Origin of the sequence: Caenimonas soli, assembly GCF_013155545.1 — a bacterium.
Taxonomy (GTDB): domain Bacteria; phylum Pseudomonadota; class Gammaproteobacteria; order Burkholderiales; family Burkholderiaceae_C; genus Ramlibacter; species Ramlibacter soli.
In genome coordinates this window covers 239091-248848 of sequence record NZ_JABJVV010000007.1, presented here as the reverse complement: position 1 = coordinate 248848, position 9758 = coordinate 239091, and the positions used below count along the sequence as shown (strand labels likewise).

At 65.1% G+C, this 9758-nt stretch carries 15 protein-coding genes; 7 read left to right on the top strand and 8 right to left on the bottom strand.

Annotation, left to right across the window (positions count from 1 at the left end; all coding sequences use genetic code 11):
* Positions 1 to 2: 2 nt before the first annotated feature.
* The gene (locus tag HNE04_RS13160; protein WP_172219578.1) at positions 3 to 581 is read right to left on the bottom strand and encodes a hypothetical protein; all 579 of its coding nucleotides are present in this window, start codon (positions 579 to 581) and stop codon (positions 3 to 5) included.
* 100 nt (positions 582 to 681) lie between these two features.
* On the opposite strand from HNE04_RS13160, the gene clpB reads away from it, so the two are divergent.
* The 3 genes from clpB to HNE04_RS13145 all read left to right on the top strand — a co-directional run bounded on the left by clpB (position 682) and on the right by HNE04_RS13145 (position 4268).
* Positions 682 to 3315, top strand: a complete 2634-nt coding sequence (gene clpB / locus HNE04_RS13155) for an ATP-dependent chaperone ClpB (protein WP_172219576.1) — start codon at positions 682 to 684, stop codon at positions 3313 to 3315.
* A gap of 64 nt (positions 3316 to 3379) precedes the next feature.
* Positions 3380 to 3613: a hypothetical protein gene (locus HNE04_RS13150; protein ID WP_172219711.1), complete on the top strand. Its 234-nt coding sequence runs from the start codon at positions 3380 to 3382 to the stop codon at positions 3611 to 3613.
* A 178-nt stretch (positions 3614 to 3791) separates the two neighbouring features.
* Positions 3792 to 4268, top strand: coding sequence for a hypothetical protein (locus HNE04_RS13145; protein ID WP_172219574.1), 477 nt, complete (start codon positions 3792 to 3794; stop codon positions 4266 to 4268).
* Positions 4269 to 4283: 15 nt separating this feature from the next.
* Here the strand turns inward: HNE04_RS13145 and HNE04_RS13140 are convergent, their stop codons facing one another.
* Entirely contained in the window at positions 4284 to 4643 is a 360-nt protein-coding gene (locus tag HNE04_RS13140; protein WP_172219571.1) for a DUF4148 domain-containing protein, read from the bottom strand.
* 146 nt (positions 4644 to 4789) lie between these two features.
* On the opposite strand from HNE04_RS13140, the gene HNE04_RS13135 reads away from it, so the two are divergent.
* Entirely contained in the window at positions 4790 to 5059 is a 270-nt protein-coding gene (locus tag HNE04_RS13135) for a DUF2277 domain-containing protein (RefSeq protein ID WP_172219569.1), read from the top strand.
* A 15-nt stretch (positions 5060 to 5074) separates the two neighbouring features.
* On the opposite strand, the gene HNE04_RS13130 is transcribed toward HNE04_RS13135, so the two are convergent.
* Complete coding sequence (locus tag HNE04_RS13130) at positions 5075 to 5224, bottom strand: hypothetical protein (RefSeq protein ID WP_172219567.1); 150 nt, start codon at positions 5222 to 5224, stop codon at positions 5075 to 5077.
* A 156-nt stretch (positions 5225 to 5380) separates the two neighbouring features.
* Here HNE04_RS13130 and HNE04_RS13125 point away from each other — a divergent pair, with 156 nt between their 5' ends.
* Positions 5381 to 5629, top strand: a complete 249-nt coding sequence (locus HNE04_RS13125; RefSeq protein ID WP_172219565.1) for a hypothetical protein — start codon at positions 5381 to 5383, stop codon at positions 5627 to 5629.
* 72 nt (positions 5630 to 5701) lie between these two features.
* Positions 5702 to 5839 carry a DUF3096 domain-containing protein gene (locus HNE04_RS13120; RefSeq protein ID WP_172219563.1) on the top strand — a complete coding sequence of 46 codons (138 nt, stop codon included), beginning with the start codon at positions 5702 to 5704 and terminating at the stop codon, positions 5837 to 5839.
* Between the two features lie 9 nt (positions 5840 to 5848).
* Here the strand turns inward: HNE04_RS13120 and HNE04_RS13115 are convergent, their stop codons facing one another.
* Both HNE04_RS13115 and HNE04_RS13110 read right to left on the bottom strand, forming a co-directional pair.
* Positions 5849 to 6622: an SDR family oxidoreductase gene (locus HNE04_RS13115; protein ID WP_172219561.1), complete on the bottom strand. Its 774-nt coding sequence runs from the start codon at positions 6620 to 6622 to the stop codon at positions 5849 to 5851.
* A gap of 68 nt (positions 6623 to 6690) precedes the next feature.
* A complete protein-coding gene (locus HNE04_RS13110; protein ID WP_172219559.1) occupies positions 6691 to 7128 on the bottom strand; it encodes a J domain-containing protein in 438 nt (145 codons plus the stop codon).
* 180 nt (positions 7129 to 7308) lie between these two features.
* Between HNE04_RS13110 and HNE04_RS13105 the strand changes: the two genes are divergently transcribed.
* Positions 7309 to 7728 (top strand): hypothetical protein, encoded by a 420-nt coding sequence (locus HNE04_RS13105; protein ID WP_172219557.1) that lies wholly within the window; start codon positions 7309 to 7311, stop codon positions 7726 to 7728.
* Here the strand turns inward: HNE04_RS13105 and HNE04_RS13100 are convergent.
* From HNE04_RS13100 to HNE04_RS13090, 3 genes are read right to left on the bottom strand one after another with little or no spacing between them, the layout of a single operon-like run.
* Positions 7709 to 8179: an NUDIX domain-containing protein gene (locus tag HNE04_RS13100; protein ID WP_172219555.1), complete on the bottom strand. Its 471-nt coding sequence runs from the start codon at positions 8177 to 8179 to the stop codon at positions 7709 to 7711. The genes HNE04_RS13105 and HNE04_RS13100 overlap by 20 nt on opposite strands.
* Complete coding sequence (locus HNE04_RS13095) at positions 8176 to 8982, bottom strand: ABC transporter ATP-binding protein (RefSeq protein WP_172219553.1); 807 nt, start codon at positions 8980 to 8982, stop codon at positions 8176 to 8178. Before HNE04_RS13095 ends, HNE04_RS13100 begins: the two co-directional genes overlap by 4 nt.
* The gene (locus HNE04_RS13090) at positions 8979 to 9758 is read right to left on the bottom strand and encodes an ABC transporter permease (RefSeq protein ID WP_172219551.1); all 780 of its coding nucleotides are present in this window, start codon (positions 9756 to 9758) and stop codon (positions 8979 to 8981) included. Before HNE04_RS13090 ends, HNE04_RS13095 begins: the two co-directional genes overlap by 4 nt.

Genomic DNA, 9758 nt, shown 5'->3' with positions numbered 1-9758 from the left:
TGTCAGTTCAGGTAACGAGGCTTGCGGATCGAAGAATCTTCCTCGACGGAACCGTCTTCCACCGCCACAGGGCCGGCGCCAAAGGCTTCCGGCCATTGCGAGCGGGTCAGCGCCTGCTCCAGCAGGTGCATCAGGCCCTGCATCAGTTTGGGTTCCATCTCCATCTGGAAGCTGCGGGGCTTCTCCACGCCCGGCGGGCGCTCGTTGAAGCTCAGCCGCAACCGGCCATTGGGCAGCGGCGATGCGTCCACGTCTGTCACCAGCAGGGGTTCCTCGCCCAAGGGAAGCTGCGCCTGATTCTCCTGGTAAGGGGTGTCGAAGTCCGCGTGCTTGAGAAACTCTTCCTTGCGAAATTCGGCCAGCATCTTCTTCAAGTCCTCGTCGGCGGATTCGAGAGAACTCCCGGCGGCTTCCAGCTTGAGCAGGTGCTTGGTCAGCAATTTGCTCAGCAGGGGCCACAGGCCCAGCATCAGGCGGCGGGTCAGCCACAGGCGCATCTCCTCGGCGGCCGCGGTATTGACCCGCATCAGGATGCGATCCTGCTCCGCAAGGTAGGTCACTGAAAGCTGGTGAATCTTCATGAGATGGATTCTAGTCACAGGCACCCGGGCGCCAGAAGCGTACATTGACCCTTGAAAAGCCGGGGTGAAGCCTAAGCTTCAGGCGAACGGAGTAATTGCCATGCGACTTGACAAACTGACGACCAAATTCCAGGAAGCGCTGGCCGAGGCGCAGACGCTTGCCCTCGGCAACGACCACGCCTACATCGAACCTGAGCACCTGCTCGTGGCCATGCTGCGCCAGGAAGATGGCCCACGGGCCTTGCTGCAGCGCGCCGGCGTCAATGTGCAGGGCCTGCTGGCTGCGGCCGAGGCGGCCATGCACAAGCGTCCAGCTGTCCAGGGCCAGGAGCAGGTCCAGGTCGGCCGCGACCTGGTGTCGCTGATGCAGGCGGCCGAGAAAGAGGCCCTCAAACGGGGCGACCAGTTCATCGCCAGCGAACTGTTCCTGCTGGCCCTGGCCGACACCAAGCAGGACATCGGCCGGATCGCCCGCGAGAACGGCCTGACCCGCAAATCGCTGGAAACGGCGGTGGAAACCGTGCGCGGCGGGGCGGGAGTCAATAGCGCCGAGTCCGAAGGCCAGCGCGAAGCTCTCAAGAAGTACTGCCTGGACCTGACCGAGCGGGCCCGCCAAGGCAAGCTCGACCCGGTGATCGGCCGCGACGACGAGATCCGCCGCGCCATCCAGGTGCTGCAGCGCCGTACCAAGAACAATCCTGTGCTGATAGGCGAGCCTGGCGTCGGCAAGACCGCCATCGTGGAAGGCCTGGCCCAGCGCATCATCGCTGGTGAAGTGCCTGAGTCGCTCAAGGGCAAACGGGTCCTGTCGCTCGACATGGCATCGCTGCTGGCGGGTGCCAAATACCGCGGTGAATTCGAGGAACGCCTGAAGAGCGTGCTGAACGAGTTGGCCAAGGACGAGGGCCAGACCATCGTCTTCATCGACGAGTTGCACACCATGGTGGGGGCTGGCAAGGCCGAAGGCGCGATCGACGCCGGCAACATGCTCAAGCCGGCCCTGGCGCGCGGCGAGCTGCACTGCGTCGGCGCAACCACGCTGGACGAATACCGCAAGTACATCGAGAAAGACGCCGCGCTCGAGCGCCGTTTCCAGAAGATCCTGGTGGACGAACCCAGCGTCGAAGCGACCATCGCGATCCTGCGCGGCCTGCAGGAAAAGTACGAGGTGCACCACGGGGTGGAGATCACCGACCCGGCCATCGTCGCCGCGGCCGAGCTTTCCCATCGCTACATCACCGACCGCTTCCTGCCCGACAAGGCCATCGACCTGATCGACGAGGCAGCCTCCAAGATCAAGATCGAGCTCGACTCCAAGCCCGAGGTGATGGACAAGCTCGACCGCCGCCTGATCCAGCTGCAGATCGAGCGCGAAGCCATCAAGCGCGAGAAGGACGAAGCGTCGAAGAAGCGCGCCGCGCTGATCGAGGAAGAGATCACCAGGCTGCAAAAGGAAATCGCCGACCTCGACGAGATCTGGAAAGCCGAGAAGGCGCAGGCCCAGGGCTCGGCCCAGGTGAAAGAGGAGATCGACAAGCTGCGCCGCGAGATCGAGGAATACACGCGCAAGGCCGACTTCAACAAGGTGGCCGAGCTGCAGTACGGCCGGCTGCCCGAGCTGGAAAAGCGCCTGAAAGAAGCGCAGGCCACCGAATCCGGCAAGGCCAAGACGGCCAAGGACGGCGGCCGCCCGCAATTGCTGCGCACGATGGTCGGCGCCGAAGAGATCGCCGAAGTGGTGGCGCGCGCGACCGGCATCCCTGTGTCCAAGCTGATGCAGGGCGAGCGCGAGAAACTGCTGCTGATGGAAGAGCGGCTGCACCAGCGCGTGATCGGCCAGGACGAGGCCATCAGCGCCGTGTCCAACGCCATCCGCCGTTCGCGGTCGGGCCTGTCCGACCCCAACCGGCCGACCGGGTCATTCCTGTTCCTTGGCCCCACGGGCGTCGGCAAGACGGAGCTGTGCAAGGCGCTGGCGAATTTCCTGTTCGACAGCGAAGAGCACTTGATCCGCGTCGACATGAGCGAGTTCATGGAGAAGCATTCGGTGGCCCGCCTGATCGGCGCGCCGCCGGGCTACGTCGGCTACGAGGAGGGAGGCTACCTCACGGAAGCCGTGCGCCGCAAACCCTATAGCGTGATCCTGCTCGACGAGATCGAGAAGGCGCACCACGACGTGTTCAACGTGCTGCTGCAGGTACTGGACGATGGCCGCCTGACCGACGGGCATGGCCGCACCGTGGACTTCAAGAACACGGTGATCGTGATGACCAGCAACATCGGTTCGCACCGGATACAGGCCATGGTGGGCCGGCCGTACGACGACGTGAAGGACGCGGTGTGGGACGAACTGAAGAACCACTTCAGGCCTGAGTTCCTGAACCGTATCGACGAGACGGTGGTGTTCCACGGCCTGGATGCCCAGCACATCGCCAAGATCGCCGAGATCCAGCTCAAGGTGCTTACGCTGCGCCTGGCCAAGATGGACCTCGCGCTGCAGGTGTCGCCCGCTGCGCTGGAGGAACTCGCCAAGGTCGGATTCGACCCGGTGTTCGGCGCCCGGCCGCTCAAGCGTGCCATACAGCAGCGCATCGAGAATCCGCTGTCCAAGCTGATCCTGGAAGGGCGCTTCCCGCCGAAGAGCGTGATCCCGGTGGACGTGGACCCGGTGCGCGAGCCGGGCGTGTTCCACTTCGGTGGGGCGCAGCCGGTGGCGGAAGAAGCCACCGCGTAAGGGGGTCCGCTCCCTCATCGTCACCTAATAGCCTGGGGTCATACTCGCGAGCATGCCTACATTCATGACTTTTTTTGTCCGGCTCTTCCTGCTGGCCGCCGGTCTTGTGTTCGCTGCCAGCTTGAGCGTGGCCGCCGCGTTGATGCTCGCAGTGTGGGGTGTCCGCGCCGCGTGGGCCAGGCTGACCGGCAAGTCCACCTTGCCCTTCGTCGTCCGCCCGCGAAGAGCAAATATCGTAAGGCCCGGGCGGGCCGCAGCCGATATCAGCGACGTCGAGCCGAAGACGCCGAAAGCCTGAGCGCTGCCAAGCCTCGCAACGGCGAAATTACTTTGTCACTCCGGCTGAGCGCAGGTGACGCTATTCTTTCGCTCCGCCCGGTCTTGCGGCCGCTAGCCGCCGCACATACGCAAGCGCGCACCAACCAACGTTTGGGTCGCGCACTCTCCACCCAGATGCTCTCAACCGGAACCAACCCATGGCCAAGGACCTCGACATACCTAATTCGTTCAATCCCGTGATGCTCTGGACCGACCTCGGCATGCGCACGCTGGAGATGACACTGTCGTCATCCCAAAACATCAGTGACGGCCTGGACCGGCTGGCCCGCGCAGGCGCCAGCCCGGAAGCAAGCGAGGTCGCCGTAGCTCCCAGCATTGCGGTCAGCCAGGCCCCCGTGGCCGCAACTCCCGGCCTGGGCCTGAACCTCGCCGCGCAAATGCAGCGCACCACTTTCGACCTGATGACCCAGGGGTGGCTGCAATGGATGGACACGGTGGGCGCGCTGGTTTCGCTGGGAGCCGGCCGCAGCTTTGGTGAGACGGCCCGTCAGAACCCCCTGCTGCACGCCATGCAGGAGGTCCTTCAATCGGGAAGTGCCGACGAGACAGCTGTCACGCGGGTGCGGCCGAACGGTCCCTCTCGAGCCAAGAAGGCTCGATCGCGCAACAGCTGAGTCGGCACGCGGGTCTTACTGCGCGTTGACGGGATGGCCGGCCAGGATCGGGCCGCTGCGGGTGCGTTGCGCAGAGGCCTGGGCCAGGTAGGCAGAGCCACTGTCTTCGCCGTTGATAGCCGCCACTTCGTTGCGGGCGCCCAGGTATTCAGCCACCACTTGCTGGCGGCTGGCGGTGCTCTTGAAGCCCGCCAACTGGTTGTACGACGTGGACCAGGGGTTCACGCCGGCCTGCTTGTAGGCGAACAGTTCGGCCTGCACCTCGGCGCGGCTCTTGGTAGAGACGAAAGGCTCCTTGACCACGGTGGGGGTCTCGGCGAAGGCGGTGCCGGCAACGGCGGCGACGAGGAGGGCGGAAGCGATCTTGAATTTCATGGTAATTTTCCTTTCAGGGCAAACAGAACTTGGGCTTCGGCCGGTACGCAGACCTTGCGCGTCAGCCGTGCAGTGACTGTAGATGGCGGCCTTTAGCTGGCACTTAGCGGCTTCTTAGCTGGGGATTACGCGGAGAGTGAAACATCATGTGTCGCAACATCAAGACCCTGTTCAATTTCGAGCCGCCGGCCACCGAGCTGGAGATACGGGATGCATCGCTGCAATTCGTTCGCAAACTGAGCGGGTTCAATGTGCCGTCCAAGGCCAACGAGGAAGCCTTCGATCGCGCCGTCGAAGAGATAGCCGCGGTGGCCCGCGACCTGATCGCGTCACTGGTCACCACGTCCGAGCCCAAGAATCGCGAGATCGAGGCCGCTAAGGCCAGGGCCCGGTTCGCCACGAGACTGGAACGCTAAGTGGCGCTAGGAACGCTAAGTGGGGTCAGATTCCAATTTCAGTTCGCTCGGCGAAGCGACGGCGTAGATGACCAGGTCTGCCGTGCGGCCGCGCACGGAAATCGTGTGTCGCGCCAGCCGCGATGCGTCCACCTTGGCACCCTGCAACACTTGCTGCGAAATCACCAGCCGTGCGCCATAGCCCTTGCACAGCTCCTGCAGGCGGGCGGCGGTGTTGACGGTCGGCGCTTGAAAGTTCCTGCCGAGCCATCAGCGTAATCCCCAGCATCGGGCCCGTTCATCCGCGCGTTGAACGGGCGTAGGGATTCGAAAGGTCTTCACATGCTGGTTCACCGTGCAGACATTTCCGCCACCGAGCGGCAAGACTTCGAGCAGGCCATCCGCGCCAGCGGCAGGGATCCGCTGGCATTCAAGGCCGAGCTGTTCGAGGCGACACTGGCTGGCTTGGGACGCACGCTGCGCCGTGTTCACGTGGCTACGCGCAGCGCCGCGGCGCAGTACGAGGCCAGCGCCGGGCGGTCATGGACCGAGAGTTTCGCGCGGCATCTGGCCAAGGGAGTTTTCGGCTGAGCTGAGTGCAGGACGGCCCCACGCAGGGCCCCGCTGGGTCATACTGCGGCCCACACAACAGGGAGATCCAGCATGAACCTCATTCCGCATATCGGTCCCGTCGCAGCACTCGTGGCCGGCATCCTGATCCTCCTCATGCCGCGGCTGCTCAACTACATCGTGGCGGTCTACCTGATCATCGTCGGTGCCGTCGGCCTGTTCGGGAAGTAAGGCGCTTGCTCAGGCGCCCTTGGCCGAGTGCATGGCATACAGCTTCTGCATGCCGCCGATCCAGCGGTCGTAGTCCTGGGCCTTGTTGAGGAAGTACTTGGCCACCGACGGATGGGGCAGGGCCAGGAATTTCTCGTCGCGCATCGTCGCCACGACTTCCTCGGCGACCTGCTCGGGCGTCAGGATGCCGTCATGGCCGGCCGAGCCGCCGTCGCCGGTGACCATATCGGTCTGCACCGACTGCGGGCAAAGGCACGACACCCGAACGCCACGGCGGCCGTAGGCAATTCGCAACCATTCGGCGAAGGCCAGCGCCGCGTGCTTAGTTACCCCATAGGGGGCGCTTTCCACGATGTTGAGCAGCCCCGCTGCCGAGGCCGTGACCACGAAGTAGCCTTCTCCCCGCGCCACCATTTCCGGCACCACGGCCCGTGCGGCCCACACATGGGCCATGCCGTGGATCTGCCACATCTTGTCCCACAGCGCATCCTCCAGCTCGATGCCGCCCTCCCGGCCCAGGATGCCGGCGTTGGACATGAAGATGTCCACCTGGCCGAAGCGCTCGCGTGTCGTCGCCACCAGGGCCTGGATGTCGGCCTCGCGGCTGACGTCGCACCGCACGGCGACCGCGCCGATCTCGCGGGCCACGCCCTCGGCGCGTTCCAGGTTGACGTCGGCAACGACGACGCCGCGCGCGCCCTCGGCCACGAATCGCTTTGCCAGCCCGGCACCGATGCCGCTTGCGCCACCGGTCACGATGGCGACTTTTCCACGAATGTCCATGAGTTTCTCCGGTTGCCCGGGAGTATCCGCGCAGGGGCGCGGCACGCCAGCCACGAAGGCGACAGCCCCTAGTTTTTGGCCGGTTTTGCCGGGGCTGGCGACTGGACGGCCGGCATGGCGACCGCGACGGCAACGCCGGGCACGAGCGTCTTGTAGAGCACCGTGCCGAAAGTGGCCAAGGCGAACGCCATCGTGGCAAACAGCAGGTACCACGGCCACGCGGCGGTCGGCACGTCGACAGGGGCCATGGCGCCGCGCTTCGCCCGGCTGGCATAGGCCTGCGCTTGCTGGATCCGCCGGTCGTAGCTGGCTCGCTGGCGCGGGTCGGACAGGACGGCGTACGCCTCGTTGAGCATGGCCATCACCCGGACGGCATCGGCATTGTTGGGCAATTTGTCCGGGTGGTATTTCTGCGCCAGCCGGCGATAGGCCGAGCGCACGCCGTCCGGATCGGCACCGCGGCCGACCCGAAGGATGTCGTAATACGTGGCAAGGCTCCGGCCCATTTGTCTGTCTCTTGGTGACGCTATTGAAAGTATAGCGGCTGGGCGGCCGGGCCCGGAATGCGGGATTTTCCCGGGTCCCAATATGCCTTTCTTCCGACACGCCTGCAGGCGTGCCGTCCTACGCGGCAGTGCCCGGGCGTGGCCGAGGATGGCCTCACAAATCTTCACGAGGAGACTGCCATGGCATCCACAGAGCACAGCTTCGACGATCAGGACACCATCGACCCGGCGGCCGCGGTCAGCCGGGTCAATGCGCAGGAAGAGGACGCCTACTGGCGCCGGTCCTTCTGGCGCGAGCGCTATTACAGCGCCGGGTTCGACTACGAAGACTATGCGCCTGCGTATTGCGTTGGCTACATTGGCTATGCCCAGTACGGCGGCGGCTACGACGATGCCGAGCGCTCGCTCTGGGCCAACTGGGAGCGCATCAAGGGGGACTCCCGGCTTTCCATGGATGAGGCCCGGCTGGCCATGCGAGCCGCTTGGGACAGGATGGCGGACCGCCGGACTCTGCACGTCGCCAAGCACGCGTTCGGCATCAGGCAACTCCAGCAACGCATGCGGATGCCGTCCTTCAAGCTCAGGCCGGCGCGTCTCTAGCAGCGACTGCCAGGCGCTCGAGCAGGGCGCATTGGGCCGGATTGATCTTGCGTTTCGCCGCGTCGAGCGCGAACCACTCGACGCGGTCTATCTCGGGAAAACTTTGCCTGCGCCCCGATCGCGGGGGCCATTCGACTTCGAAGGTATTGCTGCGCAACTGCGCGGGATCGCAGTCGCCGGCGAATGCCCACGCGAGGATCCGCTTGCCGCTTTTCTGCACGATCTCCCCCAGCGGCCGGAACGGCGGCGACACGGCAAAGCCGGTTTCCTCGCCGAACTCGCGTAGGGCTGCCGCCAGCGGGTCTTCAGGCTCGTCGTATTCCCCTTTGGGGATGGTCCAGGCGCCTTCGTCCTTGCCGCGCCAGAACGGCCCGCCCGGATGGGCGAGCAGAACCTCGACTTCCCCCGCGCCGGTGCGCCGGTACATCAGCAAGCCGGCGCTCTTCTTCATGCTTGCAGCGTGGCTTCCCCCGGCTCGAGCAGGCCCGCCGCCCGCTGTACCTCGATGCGGATTTCCTGGGTGAGCCGGGCCTTGAGATCCATGAACACCGGTGTCGTCTTCACCGAATAGTGCCGGGGGTGCTCCAGCGGTACCGGCAGGTCGCACTTGATGCGGCCGGGCCGGGCGCTCATGACCACCACGCGGTTGCCCATGAAGATGGCCTCGTCGATGTCGTGCGTGACGAACAGCACCGTCTTGCGCTCGGCTTCCCAGATGGCTTGCAGCAGCTCCTGCATCAGCTCGCGGGTCTGGTGATCGAGCGCGCCGAAGGGCTCGTCCATCAGGAGGATGCGCGGGTTGTTCGCCAAAGCGCGCGCCAGCGCGGTGCGCTGCTGCATGCCGCCGGAGAGCTGCTTGGGAAAGTGGTTCTCGAACCCCTTCAGCCCCACCTTGGCGATGAACTGCCAGGCCAGCGCATGCTGTTCAGACTGTGGCATGCCTTTTTCGCGCAAGCCGAAGCACACGTTCTGCAGTACGGTGAGCCAGGGAAAGAGCGTGTAGCTCTGGAACACCATGCCGCGGTCGGCGCCCGGGCCGATCACGGGCCGGCCATCCAGCTCGATGCTCCCGGTGGTGGGGGTATCCAGCCCGGCCACCATGCGCAGCAAGGTGCTCTTGCCGCAACCCGAAGGGCCGAGGATGGTGATGAAGTCGTTCTCTTCGACCTGCAGGTCGGTGGCCTGCAGCGCCAGCGTGCCGCCGTCGGCGCCGGGGAAGGTCTTGGAGACGCGGGTGATTTGGAGAATGCTCATCGGCCGATCTGTGCCCAGGGGAAGAGGTGGCAGTTAAAGGCCTTGAAAGCGAAATCGCTGGCCAGGCCGATCAGCCCGATCACGATGATGCCGAAGATGATCTGGTCGGTCGCCAGCAGCGCCTGGCTGTCGGTGATCATGTGGCCGATGCCGCTTGAGGCGCCGATCAGCTCCGCCACGATCACGTAGGTCCAGGCCCAGCCCAGCACCATGCGCAGCGTTTCGGCGATCTCGGGCGCGCTGCTGGGCAGGAGCACGCGGCTGACGACGCCGCGGTCGCCCGCGCCCAGCGTGTAGGCCGCCTCGACCAGGTCGCGCCGCGTATTGCCCACACTCACCGCGATCATCAGCACCAGCTGGAAGAACGAGCCGATGAAGATCACGGCCAGCTTCTGCGCCTCGCCGATGCCGGCCCACAGGATCAGGAGCGGGATGAAGGCGGAAGCGGGTAGGTAGCGCGCGAAGCTCACGAAGGGCTCGAAGAAGGCTTCCACGGGCTTGTAGGCACCCATCGCCACGCCCAAGGGCACGGCCAGCACGGCGGCGATGACGAAGCCGCCCAGCACCCGCCAGACGGTCATGCCGATGTCCTTGATGAAGCCCTGGTTCGCCAGCAGGTCGTAACCCGACCTCACCATGGTGATGGGATCGGCCAGGAAGGTCTTGGAAACGAAGCCCCCCAGCGTGGCCGCGGCCCAGACCAGGAAGAAAAGGACGAAAAAGGAGATGCCCAGCGCGACTCGCGCGCTGGGGTTCACGGCTTGTAGTGGGCGCAC

What these genes read in the sequence shown, in the direction of transcription:
- HNE04_RS13145 (WP_172219574.1), top strand. Translation starts at nt 3,792, where the DNA reads ATGGCCAAGGACCTCGACATACCTAATTCGTTCAATCCCGTGATGCTC.
- HNE04_RS13160 (WP_172219578.1), bottom strand. Translation starts at nt 581, where the DNA reads ATGAAGATTCACCAGCTTTCAGTGACCTACCTTGCGGAGCAGGATCGC.
- HNE04_RS13115 (WP_172219561.1), bottom strand. Translation starts at nt 6,622, where the DNA reads ATGGACATTCGTGGAAAAGTCGCCATCGTGACCGGTGGCGCAAGCGGC.
- HNE04_RS13110 (WP_172219559.1), bottom strand. Translation starts at nt 7,128, where the DNA reads ATGGGCCGGAGCCTTGCCACGTATTACGACATCCTTCGGGTCGGCCGC.
- HNE04_RS13100 (WP_172219555.1), bottom strand. Translation starts at nt 8,179, where the DNA reads ATGAAGAAGAGCGCCGGCTTGCTGATGTACCGGCGCACCGGCGCGGGG.
- HNE04_RS13140 (WP_172219571.1), bottom strand. Translation starts at nt 4,643, where the DNA reads ATGAAATTCAAGATCGCTTCCGCCCTCCTCGTCGCCGCCGTTGCCGGC.
- HNE04_RS13095 (WP_172219553.1), bottom strand. Translation starts at nt 8,982, where the DNA reads ATGAGCATTCTCCAAATCACCCGCGTCTCCAAGACCTTCCCCGGCGCC.
- HNE04_RS13125 (WP_172219565.1), top strand. Translation starts at nt 5,381, where the DNA reads ATGCTGGTTCACCGTGCAGACATTTCCGCCACCGAGCGGCAAGACTTC.
- HNE04_RS13135 (WP_172219569.1), top strand. Translation starts at nt 4,790, where the DNA reads ATGTGTCGCAACATCAAGACCCTGTTCAATTTCGAGCCGCCGGCCACC.
- HNE04_RS13105 (WP_172219557.1), top strand. Translation starts at nt 7,309, where the DNA reads ATGGCATCCACAGAGCACAGCTTCGACGATCAGGACACCATCGACCCG.
- HNE04_RS13120 (WP_172219563.1), top strand. Translation starts at nt 5,702, where the DNA reads ATGAACCTCATTCCGCATATCGGTCCCGTCGCAGCACTCGTGGCCGGC.
- HNE04_RS13150 (WP_172219711.1), top strand. Translation starts at nt 3,380, where the DNA reads ATGACTTTTTTTGTCCGGCTCTTCCTGCTGGCCGCCGGTCTTGTGTTC.
- clpB (WP_172219576.1), top strand. Translation starts at nt 682, where the DNA reads ATGCGACTTGACAAACTGACGACCAAATTCCAGGAAGCGCTGGCCGAG.